General features: G+C 60.3%; 12 protein-coding genes and 5 pseudogenes. 3 read left to right on the top strand and 14 right to left on the bottom strand.

What is annotated here, in order from left to right:
• Positions 1-54: 54 nt before the first annotated feature.
• Positions 55-639, bottom strand: a complete 585-nt coding sequence (gene scpB, locus ACFQAU_RS21775) for an SMC-Scp complex subunit ScpB (protein ID WP_132446332.1) — start codon at positions 637-639, stop codon at positions 55-57.
• Positions 640-641: 2 nt separating this feature from the next.
• A complete protein-coding gene (locus tag ACFQAU_RS21770; RefSeq protein WP_240791666.1) occupies positions 642-1,547 on the bottom strand; it encodes a DUF1403 family protein in 906 nt (301 codons plus the stop codon).
• A gap of 840 nt (positions 1,548-2,387) precedes the next feature.
• On the opposite strand from ACFQAU_RS21770, the pseudogene ACFQAU_RS22145 reads away from it, so the two are divergent.
• A pseudogene (locus tag ACFQAU_RS22145) lies at positions 2,388-2,621 on the top strand (IS6 family transposase); the annotation flags it as partial.
• Between the two features lie 41 nt (positions 2,622-2,662).
• On the top strand, positions 2,663-2,872 hold the full coding sequence (locus tag ACFQAU_RS21760; protein ID WP_132446336.1) for a hypothetical protein: 210 nt from the start codon (positions 2,663-2,665) through the stop codon (positions 2,870-2,872).
• A 12-nt stretch (positions 2,873-2,884) separates the two neighbouring features.
• Here the strand turns inward: ACFQAU_RS21760 and ACFQAU_RS21755 are convergent, their stop codons facing one another.
• The 5 genes and pseudogenes from ACFQAU_RS21755 to ACFQAU_RS21735 all read right to left on the bottom strand — a co-directional run bounded on the left by ACFQAU_RS21755 (position 2,885) and on the right by ACFQAU_RS21735 (position 9,644).
• Complete coding sequence (locus ACFQAU_RS21755; RefSeq protein WP_132446338.1) at positions 2,885-4,708, bottom strand: ABC transporter ATP-binding protein; 1,824 nt, start codon at positions 4,706-4,708, stop codon at positions 2,885-2,887.
• Positions 4,705-5,212: pseudogene (locus ACFQAU_RS21750) on the bottom strand (ABC transporter permease). Before ACFQAU_RS21750 ends, ACFQAU_RS21755 begins: the two are co-directional and overlap by 4 nt.
• 323 nt (positions 5,213-5,535) lie before the next feature.
• A complete protein-coding gene (locus ACFQAU_RS21745; RefSeq protein WP_206054335.1) occupies positions 5,536-6,477 on the bottom strand; it encodes an ABC transporter permease in 942 nt (313 codons plus the stop codon).
• Positions 6,478-6,578: 101 nt separating this feature from the next.
• Positions 6,579-8,120: an ABC transporter substrate-binding protein gene (locus tag ACFQAU_RS21740; protein WP_132446342.1), complete on the bottom strand. Its 1,542-nt coding sequence runs from the start codon at positions 8,118-8,120 to the stop codon at positions 6,579-6,581.
• A 73-nt stretch (positions 8,121-8,193) separates the two neighbouring features.
• Positions 8,194-9,644: pseudogene (locus ACFQAU_RS21735) on the bottom strand (amidase).
• Positions 9,645-10,008: 364 nt separating this feature from the next.
• On the opposite strand from ACFQAU_RS21735, the gene ACFQAU_RS21730 reads away from it, so the two are divergent.
• Positions 10,009-10,743 (top strand): GntR family transcriptional regulator, encoded by a 735-nt coding sequence (locus ACFQAU_RS21730; RefSeq protein WP_132446346.1) that lies wholly within the window; start codon positions 10,009-10,011, stop codon positions 10,741-10,743.
• Positions 10,744-10,745: 2 nt separating this feature from the next.
• Here the strand turns inward: ACFQAU_RS21730 and ACFQAU_RS21725 are convergent, their stop codons facing one another.
• The 7 genes and pseudogenes from ACFQAU_RS21725 to ACFQAU_RS21695 all read right to left on the bottom strand — a co-directional run bounded on the left by ACFQAU_RS21725 (position 10,746) and on the right by ACFQAU_RS21695 (position 15,411).
• Positions 10,746-10,925 carry a hypothetical protein gene (locus tag ACFQAU_RS21725; RefSeq protein WP_386285309.1) on the bottom strand — a complete coding sequence of 60 codons (180 nt, stop codon included), beginning with the start codon at positions 10,923-10,925 and terminating at the stop codon, positions 10,746-10,748.
• 35 nt (positions 10,926-10,960) lie between these two features.
• The gene (locus ACFQAU_RS21720) at positions 10,961-11,545 is read right to left on the bottom strand and encodes an ABC transporter permease (protein ID WP_386285306.1); all 585 of its coding nucleotides are present in this window, start codon (positions 11,543-11,545) and stop codon (positions 10,961-10,963) included.
• The gene (locus ACFQAU_RS21715; RefSeq protein ID WP_165935609.1) at positions 11,545-12,420 is read right to left on the bottom strand and encodes an ABC transporter permease; all 876 of its coding nucleotides are present in this window, start codon (positions 12,418-12,420) and stop codon (positions 11,545-11,547) included. Before ACFQAU_RS21715 ends, ACFQAU_RS21720 begins: the two co-directional genes overlap by 1 nt.
• A 49-nt stretch (positions 12,421-12,469) precedes the next feature.
• Positions 12,470-13,465 (bottom strand): annotated as a pseudogene (locus ACFQAU_RS21710) (ABC transporter substrate-binding protein); the annotation flags it as partial.
• Between the two features lie 226 nt (positions 13,466-13,691).
• Positions 13,692-13,829, bottom strand: a pseudogene (locus ACFQAU_RS21705) (hypothetical protein); the annotation flags it as partial.
• A gap of 46 nt (positions 13,830-13,875) precedes the next feature.
• The gene (locus ACFQAU_RS21700) at positions 13,876-14,775 is read right to left on the bottom strand and encodes an ABC transporter ATP-binding protein (protein ID WP_386285301.1); all 900 of its coding nucleotides are present in this window, start codon (positions 14,773-14,775) and stop codon (positions 13,876-13,878) included.
• Between the two features lie 24 nt (positions 14,776-14,799).
• The gene (locus tag ACFQAU_RS21695; RefSeq protein WP_386285298.1) at positions 14,800-15,411 is read right to left on the bottom strand and encodes a pyroglutamyl-peptidase I; all 612 of its coding nucleotides are present in this window, start codon (positions 15,409-15,411) and stop codon (positions 14,800-14,802) included.
• Between the last annotated feature and the right edge of the window lie 24 nt (positions 15,412-15,435).

Raw genomic sequence — 15,435 nt, 5'->3', positions numbered from 1 at the left:
CACCATTTGCTCATTAGAAGCCCCACCATTTGCACACTCATAGGCTTCTGTGTGTCAACTTGCCAAGCCAGCATCCTCTAGCTCGCCGCGGTCGGGCAAATCACGGAGGCTTTCCATCCCAAACGCCATCAAGAACTTCTGCGTCGTCACATAGCTATAGGGTGCCCCCGCCTTCGGACTACGCGGACCCGTGGCGATCAACTCCTGCGCCCTTAATCTTCCAATCAGATCCCGGCTGATGTCTTTGCCAAAAATATCCTTCAACCCATCCCGCGTCAGCGGCTGGTGATAGGCAATCGATGCGAGCACAGCGACTTCAAATTCGTCCAAATCCAGGTGCTGGTCGCCCACATCGGCCGCCGCGCGAATGGCATCAGCAAATCGCGTCCGCGTTCGCATCAACCAGCCGTCTGCTACGGCGACCAACTCATAGGGGCGATCGTTTAAATCGGTCTGAATATCCTCAATCAACAGGTCAACCGAGGCCCCCTGCCCCACAACGCGCGCCAAATCCCCGCGCGGCACGGGCGAAGCGCTCGCAAAAATCACCGCTTCAATCCGGCCCATCCATTCACGCCAGCGCAATTCCGGGGGCAGGTTGTCTAATTCAGTGTCTAACACTGAGGTTTCCTTGGCCATGCTTATACCCCGTACAATCGGAACGTGGAGCGCCCGGTCAACTCCCGCACGACGCCCAGTTCCACCAAACGGTCACACAGACGGCGCGCTGCGCGATCCGTCATCGGCATCAATGTGCCCTGGATCATCGGGCTTAACATGCCTGACGGTGACACCGCATCGTGGCTCAGGAACAAAGCCAACGCAGCGTCTGATCCTTTGGCCCGCAGTTTTGGCGCAACGGACCGCAACTTGGCAACGCGCAGGTCTAGGTCCGCCGCCAAACGGATGGCAGTGTCGCAAGCAGCAACCATCGCACGATGTACAAAAAGCCTAGGTTCACCCGCCCCAGTCGCAACTGCGCGGATATCCCTGCGCACCATATGCGCCCCCAATAATGGCACAGGCCGATCCCAACCGACCGCACGGGCCAAAGCAACATCCGCCAACATCAATGCTCCCGCTTCTTCTCGTGGGAACCGGGGCAACAGCTCTGCTAAGATGTCGCTTGCTTGTCCCACCGGTGTTCCTGATGAAGTTCCAAGAATGGACACAGCCTCATGGGCCAGCGCTGTTGGTAGCGCATTCTCCACCCGCCCCTTCCATCCACTGACACCCAAGTTGATCCGCGCCAGCTTACGCCACCCCATAAACATCTCGCCCGCAGGTCCCAGCCGATCTCCAGCCCGCGCTAAACACACCGCGTCACGGATATCGGACCCGGATTCATTGCGACCCTCGAGCTTTAGGCAAGCCACAGCAGAATCCAGAGCCATTCGATCCCGCAACAAGGCACAGGGCAATGTGCCGTTTGGGTCGCGTAACACCGCATCTAGCGTAGCCAGCGCCGCACCAGATAAAAAAGCAACAGTTTCAGGGTCTTCATCTCTTTGCAGAGTGATCCAACGGGGCAGAAGCTGTAGGCTCATGGTATCGCTCATAATAAGTTTAGCGGCCGGGTTCATCCTGACAGACTAAACCTACGCGGCGCTTACTTCCAGTTAATAGCGCGTTAACCGCCGCATCTTATCGGTCAAAGTTATGTCCAATAAGTTTACATTATCGGACATTCTGGAATACCCTCCCAGCCATGGTAGTGTCGTTTTAGTTTCATGGGTGGATTCAACCGAAATCGCCTCTCTCGTCGAGGAAATTTCCATTTAACCGGCGGACGGGTCTCTTGCTTAATCTGTGGACGCGTTCCGCTCCTGCGTCAATCGTGCGCTTTCCTTTACCATTCGGTAGGTCCCGCCCATCCGTGAGCCACGGCAATTGGGCCGCACGCCGGAACAGGACGAGGGCGGCCTCCGGCAGGACCGCGCCGGGGCACCAAATCTGTTCCAAAGAGATCATGCAAGATCACCAGCGTCAAAGCCCGCCAGCTCACTGGTAGGTGCTGAAGAGGCGCAGACCGACCGAAGGCCGCGCGGGCCTCGTAGGGACAATTCCACCCCGGTTCATCGTACCAGAGCGCGAGGACGGGCCGGGCCGCACCGTCGCGATCAAGTGGCGCCCAGAGAGTGCGAATTGCATACTCGAGACGATCAAAACGGCCTGGGTTAACTCTGACGATCCGGCTGATCTGGCTTTGGAGATCGAGGACGCCTCCGGCGAAATCCGCCTTCGAAGGGTCCTCTGCTGTCTTCCCTCCCCCGCCAGTCAAAACGGCATCGCACTTGCGACAGAAGGGGCGCAGCGGTCCAGGAGCATGGTCCGGTGCGTCGGGCAAATCACCAGCTCTGCCAATCGCCAATGCGTCCGGCTTTAAACATCGCCCTCACAAAGGACTGAACAATCGGGCCGAGAACAGCCATCTGCCGTTTCGAAAACGAGAGCGGTGCATGCAAGGGTTTCGCTCTCCGGGCGGGTTGCAACGATTTGTGACTTGCCAGTCTGCCGCCAGAAACCGCTTCTCAATACTCGCCCGTCGCCGTTCCGCAAACGCAACACGCTATCACAGAATGGAGGCCTTCGACGCTTGGAAGGAGGCCGCGAACATCTGACGCTCCAAGACCGGCCATCTCTTCGCGGCTGGCGAGTTAAGTTGACAACACCCCAACTGCCGATGTCGCGTTTCACCTGGCTGGCCAATTACCTTGACCTAACAGCGGCGAGCCTGCCGTTGTGGCAGGTCAACGACCTGCCCGCCGGGGCGCAGTTTGTGATGCAGCGCGATCAAGATGCGCGGCTCTTGGCGTTTCTTACCGCGGCTGAAGGGATCAAACCGCGACTGTCGGAAAGAGCGATGGCATAAACGGCGCCGCCCTCAAGTTAGCGCCGTCTTAAGGACCAAATGACCGGGGGCGACCTCATCGTATTCCGACGGACCGGGCTCGTGCCCTACCGGGAACACGGGCGAAGGAATTGGCTTGAACGTCAACTCTTCGCCCAGGCTTCGGCGGGTCGGATCTGCGATAGGCACGGCGCTGAGCAGCGTGCGGGTGTAGTCATGCTGGGGCGCTTCAAACACCTGTGCGCGGCTGCCAATCTCGACCAGCCTGCCGCGGTACATCACCCCAACCCGGTGCGAGACCCGCTCGACCACCGCCATGTCGTGGCTGATGAACAGAAACGAAATGCCCATCTCGGCCTGAAGCTCCATCATCAGGTTCAGCACCTGCGCCTGCACAGACACGTCCAGCGCACTCACCGCCTCATCCGCGACGATCAGTTTGGGCCGCACCGCCAAGGCGCGAGCGATGGCCACGCGTTGGCGCTGCCCGCCTGAAAGCTCGTGTGGAAAGCGCGACATGTAGCTGCGCGGAAGATGCACCCGGTCGAACAATCCCGCGACGCGGTCCTCGATTTCGCTACCCTTGGCCAGATCGAAGTTCCGCAGCGGTTCGGACACCTGATCGCGCAGACGCATATAGGGGTTGAGCGAGGCGAAGGGGTCCTGAAACACCATCTGCATGTCGCGCCAAGCACGGCGCAGGTTGCGGTCGCTCAACACGCCCACGTCTTCGCCATCAAGCAGCACCTTGCCCGATGTCGGCTCAGACAGCCGTAGAATGGACCGACCGCAGCTTGATTTGCCGCAGCCGGATTCGCCGACCAGCGCGAGTGTCTCGCCCTTGCCGATGGTAAAGCTCACATCCTCGACCGCATGCACATTCGCCACCACCCGTCGCAGGATACTGCTTTTGATCGGGTAGCGCGTGGTCAGGTTCGAGACCTCCAGCAAAGGCGCGCGGGTTTCCGGAACGACCGGCGCAATGGTCCGCCCCTCGTCCCCGATCAGCCGCATAGGTTCGGGCGCTGTCTTGCCGCGCATTTCGCCAAGCCGGGGCACCGCGGCGAGCAGCGCCTTGGTGTAGTCCTGCTTGGGATTGGCAAAAATTTCCTCAACCGGCCCTTCTTCGACCAGCTGACCACGACACATGACCACCACCCGGTCCGCCACCTGTGCGACCACGGCCATGTCATGGGTGATGAACAGCACCGCCATGCCAGTCTCGGCCTTCAGCCGATTGATGAGCGAAAGGATTTCGGCCTGAATGGTCACATCAAGAGCTGTGGTCGGCTCATCCGCGACCAACAGGCGCGGTTTGCAAGCCATCGCCATGGCAATCACCACCCGTTGCCGCATGCCGCCTGACAGCTCGTGCGGATATTGCTTTAGTCGACGCTCGGCCTCCGGAATGCGGACCTGTTGCAACAGCTCCAGCGCACGGGCGCGGGCGTCTTCTGCTGACATCCCCATGTGCATACGCAAGCCGTCGGTCATTTGACGCTCGATGGTAAAGACCGGGTTGAGCGAGGTCATCGGTTCTTGAAAGATCATGCCGATTTCATTGCCCCGGATACGGCGCATGGTGGCGTTGTCGGCCTCGGCCACATCCAGGAGCCCGGCGTTGCTGGCAAACTCCAGCTTACCGCCCGTAATCTTGCCGCCGCCAAACTCAACCAGCCGCATCAGCGAAAGCGAGGTGACCGATTTGCCCGAGCCGCTTTCGCCGACCACGCAGACAGTTTCGCCCGACGCGATGGAAAAGCTGACATCTTCGACCCCGACGATGGGGCCGTCTTCGCCCTGAAACTCGACCCTCAGATTGTCGATCGATACCAATGGTCTGTCATGCAGGGTCATCCCGCGCCTCCCTTTGATCTGGGGTCCAGCGCATCGCGCAAGGCGTCACCGAACATGTTAAGCCCCAGCACGGTCAGCGCCACGGCGGCACCGGGCACCAGCGCCGTCCAAGGCGCGCGGTCGAGGTAGTCGCGTGATGCTTGGATCATCAGCCCCCAGGAGGCATCGGGCGGCTGGGTGCCAAGCCCCAGAAAGCTCAGCCCCGCTTCGGCAAGGATCGCAAAGGCGAGGCTGATGGTCGATTGCACGATCACGGCCGGCATGATGTTGGGCAGGATATGCCGCACGATCAGCCGCAGGTCCGAATTGCCCGCCGTTCGGGCGGCTTCGACATAGGGCATCTGCGCCACGCGCAGCGCCTCCCCGGATAATCCGCGCCAGAAAGGGAGCAAAGGCGATGCCGATGGCGATGATGGTGTTTTGCAAGTTTGGCCCCAACACCGCGCTGATGGTCAGCGCCAGCAGCAATGCCGGGAAAGCCAGCAACGTATCGACCAGTCGCATTAGCACATTGTCGGTGGTCCCGCCCGCATAGCCCGAGATTAGGCCAAGCGGCATGCCGATCAGAATCGACATCAGCACGGCGGCACTCGCAATCAGGATCGAGGTCTGCGCCCCCAGCAATACCCGATAAAGCAAGTCGCGCCCTAATTGATCGGTGCCGAGCGGATGCGCCCATGTCGGCGGCGAAAGCCGGGCGCGCATGTCCATCTTTGTGGCGAGCGTGTCGGGAATGAGCATCGGCGCGATGATCGCAATCAAAAGCACGGTCACGACCAGCGCGATACCCAAGATTCCCTTGGAGGTTCGGAAAGAAGCAGGCAATTTCATGACAGGCGAACCCTCGGGTCAACGACGACGTAGAGGATGTCGACAAGCAGATTGGCGAGCATGACCACGGCGGCGATCACAAAGACGCTCGCTTGGATCAACGGCATGTCCCGGTTCAAAAGCGCCTGATAGGTCAGCCATCCCATGCCGGTATAGTTGAACAGGCTTTCGACCACGATGATCGAGCCAAACAGATAGCCCACCTGCAACCCGGCCACCGTCATCACCGGGCCGACCGCGTTGGTCAGACCATAGCGCCAGACCACGGTGTTTTCGCTCAGACCCTTGGCGCGGGCCACGCGGATGAACTCTTGGTTCAGGATGCCGGTCATGGTGGCGCGGGTCATCCGGGTCAAATGCGCCATCAGCCCCAAGCCGAGCGCCAGCGAGGGCAGCAACGCATGTTTCAGCGCCATCGCGAAATCCGTACCTGGGTCGACAAAGCCCGAAGACGGCAACCACTGCAGCCCCCGTGCGAAAAGCAAGATCATCATAATGCCCCAAAAGAAGTCCGGCAGACTGACCCCCAAAAGCGCGGCAGAACTGGCCGTGGTGTCCTGCCACCGATTGGGATGCACCGCCGCCCAAACCCCGAGCGGGATCGCACAGCTCAGCGCGATCGACATCGACATCACCACGATCAACCCGCTGGCCTTCATCTTTTGTAACAACAAAGGCGCGATCGGCTCCTTGAACACCAGCGAGGCGCCCCAGTCGCCGGTGACCATACCGCCGATCCAACGCCCGTATTGCACCACCAAAGGCTCGTTCAGCCCGAGCGACTCGCGCAGCCCGGCGAGAGCTTCGGGGTTGGACTGCGTCCCCATGATCATCATCGCGACATCACCCGGTAGGATGTTCGTCACGGTAAAAGTGATCGCTGAGATCAGAAACAGCGTCAGAAGCATCGATAGGATGCGGTTGAGGATATAGCCCACGGCCTGCCTGCCCTTTTAGATTGCGCAGGCCCGGAGGCGCTGCGTGTTTTTGCCGTTTGTGCCGGGGCGGTCGCGCGGTCGCGCCGCCCCGGCACTTCGGATCAGTTTTGCAGCCAGACCTTGTGGAAGTTCAGGTTCGACCCGTTGGGATGCACAATGGTATCCAGCCCCTGCACGGCGGGCTGCGCACCGATGGTGCCATTGCGGAACCACAAGAGCACGTCCAGCGTCTCGTCATGGACGATCTTCTGCACCTCTTTATAGACCTCTGCCCGCGCTTGGGGATCGGTGGTGACCCGAGCTTTGGCCGTCAGTTCGTCCACCTTGGGGTGCGAAATCTTCCGGTAGTTGAAGGCCCCTTCGGTGTTCCACATCGAGTAATACAGGAAATCCGGCTCCCACAGGGTGAAGAAGTTCATCATGGAAATCTGGAAATCCTTGTCGACCCAAACCTGGCTCAACCAATCCGACCATGTGAGCTGCTCGATGGTGGCGTCAACGCCGGCCATGCGGAACCATTCTAGCATGATCTGCGCCGCCTCGATGTGGTAGGGGTAGTTTGTCGTCGCCTTGAACACGACCGACAATTCGCCCGGCCCATAGCCCGCTTCCGCCAGCAAGGCCTTTGCCTTTTCGATGTCTTGCGGACGCTGCTTCAGATCGTGGTTGTAGGAGGCCGAAGTGGGATAACTTGGCGAAGCGGTCACCTTGCCCTGACCCCATAGCGCGCCTTCCAGCAGCGCTTCCTTGTCGATCATGTAGTCAAAGGCTTCGCGCACTTTCGGGTCTTTGAAAGGCTCGAAGTCGTGGTTGAAGTTCACGAAGTCCCAGTTCAGCGGGAACCACGACACGACCTGAAGCCCCTCCTCGGCCTCGATCTCGGTGATGCGGTCGGCGGGGATGTCGTTGATCATATGCAACTCGCCGGTGCGCAACCCGGTGAGGCGCACGGTAGGCTCGGTGATCTCGCGCGCGATGACCTTGTCGAGGTAGGCTGGCCCGTCCCAGTAGTCGTCAAACCGCTCCAGTTCCACTTCGTTGCCGAACTCGCGGCGCACGAACTTGAAGGGACCACAGCCAATAGGCGTGTTGCCCTGCTCATCGCCGCTGCCGGCTGGCATGACAACGCCCGCGCCGTTTTCGGCGAGGCGGAAGATGAAGGGCGCGTTGACCTTGTCGAGCGTGACGACCACGGTCGTGTCATCCGGTGTCTCGATGCCAGTGACATTGTTGAACACTTCAAAGTTGACCGCCCCTGTGGCCGGATCCTTGCAGCGCTCAAAGGAATACTTCACGTCTTCCGAGGTCATCTTCTTGCCGTTGTGGAACATCACGTCATCACGCAGCTTGAACGTATAGACGGTGCCGTCGTCGCTGATCTCGTAACTCTCCGCGAGGTTCGGGATCACGTTTAGGTCCTTGTCCACGGTCACGATGGAGTCGTGCACATTTTGCAGAACACGCCCGGTCGACGCGGTGCCGGTCTGGTGCATATCGAGGTTCTGTGTGGTTTCGGAATGGCCCCAAATTAGGGTGCCGCCCTTGACCGGCTCAGCCTGCGCCAGCGCCGGCAGCGCGACAGAGGACAGCAGCGTGCCGCCAAGCAGGGCGGAGGTGGATTTCAAAAATTGCCTTCTTTTCATGGTGGTCTCCTTGTTGGTCGCGGGCACATGGGCCCGCTGTTTATCCGCCCCGTTCGGGGTCGTTGTATTTGGGTTATTTCGGTAGGTTTGGTCGTTCCGCAGCGACGCCCAGTTTTGCCTCAAGCGCTTGCCCGAGGTTCAGGATCGTGCCCTCTTCATACAGCCGACCCCAAAGCGAAATGCCTTGCGGCACGCGGTGGGTTTCACCTCTGTCGTCGGCGTCGCCGGTGGTTAGCTTGCCTGCGCCAAGCGACGCAGGGCTGCGCGTGCCCAACTGTTCGAAGCCCGCGCGCAGGTGCAGGCAGGGATGCCCGGTGAAGTTTGACGCCACCAGCATCGGCCCAGTCATGAAGGGGCCGATCAGGGCATCAACCTCGTCAAACAGCCCATCCAGAGCCTGCATCACGAGATAGCGCAGCCGATCAAGCTGAACGTGATCCACAGCCGAAAGGAAACGCGCCTTGCGGAAAGTGTTGGGCCATGCGCCCTCGTCCTGCCATGTCAGCGTGTCGTCGGCGTCGGTCAGGGTGAGCGGCTCAAAGGCGGCAGCGGCTTCGGCATAGAGAATGTTCATCAGCGCGCCGTAAGGCAGGTCGGGCAGCGAGACTTCGACAACGTCGATCCCAAGCTCACGTGCCGCCGCCAGCGCGGCGTGATCAACCTCGGTGGCGCCCTCAGCGAAGGCCTCGGGCAGATAGCCTAGCTTCAGCCCCTCGATCCCCTTTCCGGCGTCGAAGGCCAGCGGCGCCTGCACGGTGCAACGGTCCCCCGCATCGGCTCCGTTCAAAGCGTCCAACACCAGTGCTGTATCCTCCACGCCGCGGCAGATCGGGCCGACCTTGTCGAGCGACCAACACAGCGCCATCCCACCTGCCCGGCTGACCCGGCCAAAGGTGGGCCGCAGCCCGGTGGTGCCGCAGCGCTGACTGGGCGAGGTGATCGAGCCGAGAGTCTCGGTCCCGATGGAGAAGGCGCAGAGCCCTGCCCCCGTAGCCGAAGCCGACCCGGCGCTGGAGCCGGACGACCCTTCTTCGAGGTTGAACGGATTGCGGGTGCGCCCGCCATACCAGATGTCGTTGTAGGCCAATGCGCCTAGCGTCGTCTTGCCCAGAATCACCGCCCCGGCATCGCGCAGCAGCGTGACGATGCGGGCATCGGCCTCGGGCACCCGATGTTGGTAAGGTTCGGCCCCCAACCGGTCACGATGTCCTTGGTGTCGAAGAGGTCTTTCAGCCCGTATGGAATGCCATGCAGCGGGCCAAGGTTCTTGCCCTCTGCCGTCAGGGCGTCCATCTTGTCTGCCTCGGCCAATGCCAAATCGCGGGTCACCGTGGCGTAGCAGTAAAGATGCGGGTTCAGACGCTCGATCCGGTCAAGATAGATTTCCGTCAGCCGCCGACTGCTCAGCACGCCCGAACGTATCCAGACCCCCAATTCAGGCAAACAGGCAAAGGCGATGTCTTCGTCGTTGTCCGGCAAAGGCCGCTGGGGCTCGCTGGCTTGCACACCGTCGGCGGTGGGCATTTCGAAGCCCGGCAGGCGCGGGTCGAAACGCGAGGCCATGGGCACCGAATTGGGCAGCTCCACTGTACGCCGCGCCTCGGCCGAAGCAATCTGCCCCTCAAGGTTCCCAATCATCTGCGTGCGTTCCTTGGCCGTATAGGCGATCCCCATCAGGCGTTCTGCGGCTTCGATGTCTTTTTCGGTGATCGGTCGGGAGTTCATGGGTTTGCCTCGGATAATTCAAATGGAATTCGGAATGCTGCGTCCGCAAGATCGGTGCAGCGGATTGACAGGTGACGCGGTGACGTAGGTTGCTATACCCCCAAGCTGGACAGCGGATTAACCATTCATTAACAATATCGATATTAAGAGGCGGTCGAAATTTATGTCAACAGCCCCGGACATTTCACTTCATAGTCTGACCGCAGACCTGCCGCGCGTGGGTGGCCGGAAATCCGAACTGGTTTATACCGCTTTGAAACGGGCGATTTTGTTCCGGCAGCTGGTCCCCGACCAGCAACTGTTGGAACAAGAACTGGCCGCTGTCTTCGGATGTAGCCAAGGCACGATCCGCGAAGCCCTCTTGCGCCTCGCCGATGACGGGCTGGTCCGACGATTGGGCTATCGCGGCACCCGGGTGACTGAGACCAGCCTCGAAGAAGCCGTTGAAATGGTGCGCGTTCGGCTCACCATCGAACGTGGCGTGGCCCGCAAGATCGCGGTCGCCGAGATGGGCCCCCATCGGGAACGGATGGACGCGCTTTTGGCCCGGATGGCGCAGGCCCATGCCCAAGACGACCTGTTTCTTGGTGCGGAACTTGACCGTGAATTCCACTGCGCGCTGGCATCGGCCGCTGAAATGGACCTGCTCCGCCCAGTCTTGCTGCGCTGCACGCTTCATATCCATCGTTTCACCCTCAGCAGCATCGAAGTACCCCGCCAATATTATCAAGAAGCCGGTGTCGATGCGGAACATCAAGCCCTGTTCGAGGCACTGACCTGCGGCGATCCCGACCGGGCTGAACGCGTGATTTCCGAGCATATCGCCCACGTCCTCGAACGCTGGGCGCCTTCGGTCTATGATGCGATCGGTCCATCTCTCTTTGCCTCCCTGCGCTAAGACTACCGGCTCTCAGCCGCCGCCGATGAAGTCCCGCCGCGTGCCTTAAGCACGAGCAGCAACATCACCAGCAATGTCACGAGGATCAACAGCGTCATCAGCGCATAAAGTGTCGGGCTCAGCCCCACCTGTTTATACTGCGCCCATAGATAGGTCTGCAGCGTATTGTGACGCCCCTGCACAATGGATGTACGGATCGTCTCATTGAACGAAAGGATCAGAGCAAAGGCCGCGGCGCCCCCAATCCGGGTCGGATGTGCGGCAATTCGATGTTCCAGAACGCCTGAAAACGGTTCGATCCCAACAGGTAAGCGGCCTCAAGATAGGCGCCCTCAAAACTCGACATCACGGTCATGATGATCAACGTGGCAAAGGGCAGCGCCCAAAGCACCTGAACGGCAATCATGGTCAGCAGCGAAGGATCAATGTCTAATGTCTTGAAAAAGATCGCCGTGGCCACCCCCATGCTGACCCCCGGCACGAAGAGCGGCAGCAGCACCAGCGACAAGAGCAGCCGCGGCTTGCCCCATTCGCGGATCGCCTGCGCCACCGCCAGCGCCAGAAGCGGCGTGATCACCGCCACCGCCACCCCGATGATCAGGGTGTTGACCACCCCGCCCATCAACCTTGGGTCGTCCAGAATGGCGGTGTAGTTGGCGAACAGCCCGTTCGCCTCGGTATCTCGGAACGAATGAATCAGTGGCGGCAACAGCGGCGCGTAAAGAAACAGCAGCACTGCCCCTAAAAACAGCCACATTAAGACAAGCGCGCCACGCGACCGTTGTGTATTGCTTCTGTCCATCAGCCGCGCCCCATGATTTTACCCAAGAACAGCCTCAGGTCGAAGAAGTAGAACCACGCGGCCAAAAGCAGCAGCATCACGAGGATCGAAAATGTCGACATGGCGGCGGCCAGTGGATAGTTCACCACGTCCAGCGAGCTCATGATCGAATTGCCCAAAAGCTGGTATCCGGTCCCGCCCAGAATGGTAGAGACGGCAAATTCGCCAAAGGCACCGACGAACCCAAAGATCGCGGCGGCAAAGACACCGGGCAGCGACAGCGGCAAGGTGACCCGCAGAAAGGTGCGGAACCGGCCCTCGCCCAGCATCCAACTGGCCTCTTCGTGGCGCTTTTCACCCCCGCTGAGCGAAAGCCAGATCGGAAAGATCATGAAAGGCATATAGGCGGTGACGAGCCCGAGATAGACCGCGAAGGTGCTGAACAGCAGCCAGTCCATCGGCGCGTCGATCACCCCGGCCTGCATCAGCAAAGAGTTCACCACCCCGCTGCGGCTAAGGATATCTGACCACGAAAAGGTGCGGATGACGAAGTTCACCAGAAACGGCACCGAGAACAAAAACAATACCGTTCCGGTCAGCGATGCCCGCACTTTGCGGGTGATGATATAGGCCAGCGGATAGGCCAGCAGCAGCATCACCGCCGTCGCCGTCGTCGCCACCCAAAGACTGCGCAGGAACACATCGAAACGGACCCCGCCCAGAAAGGTTACATAGGACTTCAACGTCAGGTCCGGCACCATCGTCAGCCCGGTCTTGGACCAGAAGCTGACGATGATCATGATCACGATGGGGCCAAGGATCATCAGCGCCACGAGGGCGAGCGGAATGCCAAGGGCGAGTTTCCACAGCGTCTGGCTGTGTCGCGCAATATTCATGGTCGCGTCCTTTCGCAAAGCTCTGACATATCCCTGCCCCACCGACGCATTACGACGCCTTGAACCGCTGCCATTCTTCCTCATAGAGGTCGACATTGGTCGGCCAGCGGTTCTGCCAGGTGCCGCCAGTGGCGAAACGGTCCTGCACCCCACTGTCGATCGCGGCGATCTTCTCGGCCTCTTCGGTGGTGAAGGCATCGCTGTTGTCGCGGGCAAACTGCGGTGCGGTCGGGTTGGTCATATAGCCGCGCAGCCCGGTGATCTTGGCGCCGTACCATGGCCCCAGCATGAAGTTCAGCAAGGCATAGGCCGCCTCGGTCTGCTCGGCGCTGCGCTCGGGGTTGTTGACGATATAAGCCGCCATCGCCCACATCAGATAGCCTTCGCGTGGGGCAGCATAGCGGACATTGGCACCCTGCGAATTGGCCACGAAAACCATCGGCTCCCAGCAATCCATGACGTGCACCTCTTTGCTGACCAACAAGTTCACCGCCTGCTCAAAGCTCGACCAGATAACTCGGAACTGCCCCTCTTTCTTCTTCTCGATGAGGAAATCGATCACCGTCTTCAACTCGCCCTCGGACATGTCCGACGGGTCTTCGATCTCCGCAAGCCCATTGGCCTTGAGGTAGAGCGCGGTTTTCTGACCGGCTGTCGTATAGTTGTCCTCGATCGACACATAGCCGCGGAACTTGGGATCAAACAGCGCGCCGTAGCTGTCCAACTCCCCGGTTTCGTCGGGCAGATAGGCAAATGAATCCGCCTGAAGGACCGTTGGCACGCCGTAAAGCTCACCTTCGTAGCCAACGAAGTCAAAGCCGGGTGTGCCCTTAGCAAGATACTTGTCGATATAGGTATTGGTCTCGAGGTTAGGCAGCTTTGAGCGGTCGATCTTCTGGATCAGGTCCGCTTCCGCCAAGGGCTTTTGCATGCCGCCCACGATGTTGATGATGTCGAAGGTCTGCATGCCGCCCCCGGCAAGCAGCTGGTTAATGATCGCCGCTGGTGCGTTGCCAATCGAGACCATGTTGACGCTATGGCCCGTGGCATCGCTGAACCGGCTCCAGTCGCCCCCGGATCGCCCACACCGATATCCGCAATGGTGATCTCATGCCCCGCTTGGGCGAAGGCCGGCAGGCCCGTTACAGAAAGTGCACCGAGCGCAGCACCGCTGCGCAAGAAAGCGCGACGGTCAAATCCGCCGAAAGTCGTGGTCTTATGTGTCATGTCATTCTCCCAGAAAATGTTGTGCTTCAGGTCTCGCTCGATCCCTAGTCGCTGTCTGCCTCAAGAACGATCAGGTCATCCGCCGCAATATGAATAGCGCGCTCATCGCCTACCCGATGATCACTCTGCGCGGCATGGATCGCCGTGAGGGACTGCCCGTTAGGCAGTTGCAGTTCGATATTGCTGTAAGACCCCGGAACGAAACGCCGGTAACTTCTGCGCGTAGCGTCAACCCGTCACCTGCCGGTGCCCCCGCCGTCTCAGCAACGGGCCGGACCTGAATGGCCTCGCCCCGCACCGCCACCATGCCGCTGTCCGTGCGCCTCCCCGGCGATCAATCATCAGGCTTTCCCCGGCGAGGGTCATGCGCACCTCTTCACCCTGCGCGTCCAGATCGGCCGAAAGCAGATTACAGCCCCTGAAAAAGCGGGCGACGAAAGGCGTGCGCGGGCGGTGGAAGATCTGTTCCGGCCGGTCGCATTGGACATAGCGCCCCTCGTTTAGCACTGCGACACGGTCGCTCATGGTCAGCGCTTCTTCTTGGTCGTGGGTGACATAAATGAATGTCGTGCCCGTGCGCTGCTGGATGCTGCGCAACTCGTCCTGCATCTCGCGGCGGATCTTTTCATCGAGGGCGGAGAGAGGTTCGTCCAGCAACAGAATTGCCGGGCGCGGCGCCAAAGCCCGCGCGATGGCTACGCGCTGCTGCTCGCCGCCCGAAAGCTGGTTCACGTTACGGCTCTCGTAGCCCTCCAGCCCCACCAGCGTCAAAAGTTCAGAAATTCGGCTGGCCGTCTCTTCACGACTTAGGTTTTCGCGGCGCAGCCCGTAGCCCACGTTTCCGGCGACGTCGAGATGCGGAAAGATCGCATACTGCTGGAACACCATGCCCAGATGCCGATCCCAAGGCGGCACCGACGTCATGTCGCGCCCGTCGATCACAATGCTGCCGCTGTCGGGGTATTCCAGCCCCGCGATCATCCGCAGCACAGTCGACTTACCCGAACCGCTGGGCCCCAGCATGGTAAAGAATTCGCCGCGTTCGACCGTCATCGAGAAGTCCCGCGCCGGCGTCGCTCTGCCAAAGCGTTTGTGAAGATGCTCGAGCTTTAGGATCGGGTCAGTCACCGTTCGGCTCCTCCAGCAAGGTTTTCACGGCGACCCCCCTGCCCGCGCCATCATCTCAAGCGCCATCGAAGGCCGCATCTCCTTCTCCGCATCTTCAGCCGCCACCATTTCGGGCGTCATCGGCAGATGCATAAAGCCACAGTTCATTTGCGCGACACCCGTCTCAACAAGATGGAGGGTCGTATAAAGCATCTGGTTGCACAGGTGATTGCCGGCAGAATAGGAAATTGCCGCCGGAATCCCTTGGTCGCGACAAGCCGTGACAATGCGCCCGTTTGGCACCGTTGCATCATAGGCTGCAGGGCCGCCAGACACAGTCGCCTCATGTGCCAGCGTCAACCCGTCATTGTCGGGCACATCGAAGGACCGCCAATTGGTCCCCAAAGCCTCCAGCCGAATCCCGCAGGCCCCTGGCGCAATGCCAAAGCCCAGCCAGTGATCCGGCGCGTATTTCCCGATTGCATCCGTCAGAAAAGACATAAGTCCCTGCGTGCGTACCGGCACTTCAAGATGAACAACGCGGTGATGACCCCAATCCAGTCCCGCCACGCGTTTGGCCGTTTCAGAGGCAGGATTGTTGTCTGCCTTCGCCCAGGCGCCATAGCCGGCGACAATCACAGTCTTCTGTTCGTTCACACCGCGCTCCCCCTGTTGGTTGGT

Source organism: Sulfitobacter profundi, assembly GCF_042661425.1.
GTDB lineage: Bacteria > Pseudomonadota > Alphaproteobacteria > Rhodobacterales > Rhodobacteraceae > Sulfitobacter > Sulfitobacter profundi.
Note: the sequence above shows the minus strand (reverse complement) of the source record. Positions and strands in the feature narration are given on the sequence as shown.

Excerpts from the sequence above, each read along its gene's own strand:
- scpB (WP_132446332.1), bottom strand. The coding sequence starts at position 639 with ATGGCCAAGGAAACCTCAGTGTTAGACACTGAATTAGACAACCTGCCC.
- ACFQAU_RS21770 (WP_240791666.1), bottom strand. The coding sequence starts at position 1,547 with ATGAGCCTACAGCTTCTGCCCCGTTGGATCACTCTGCAAAGAGATGAA.
- ACFQAU_RS21755 (WP_132446338.1), bottom strand. The coding sequence starts at position 4,708 with ATGACCCTGCATGACAGACCATTGGTATCGATCGACAATCTGAGGGTC.
- ACFQAU_RS21740 (WP_132446342.1), bottom strand. The coding sequence starts at position 8,120 with ATGAAAAGAAGGCAATTTTTGAAATCCACCTCCGCCCTGCTTGGCGGC.
- ACFQAU_RS21730 (WP_132446346.1), top strand. The coding sequence starts at position 10,009 with ATGTCAACAGCCCCGGACATTTCACTTCATAGTCTGACCGCAGACCTG.
- ACFQAU_RS21720 (WP_386285306.1), bottom strand. The coding sequence starts at position 11,545 with ATGGACAGAAGCAATACACAACGGTCGCGTGGCGCGCTTGTCTTAATG.
- ACFQAU_RS21715 (WP_165935609.1), bottom strand. The coding sequence starts at position 12,420 with ATGAATATTGCGCGACACAGCCAGACGCTGTGGAAACTCGCCCTTGGC.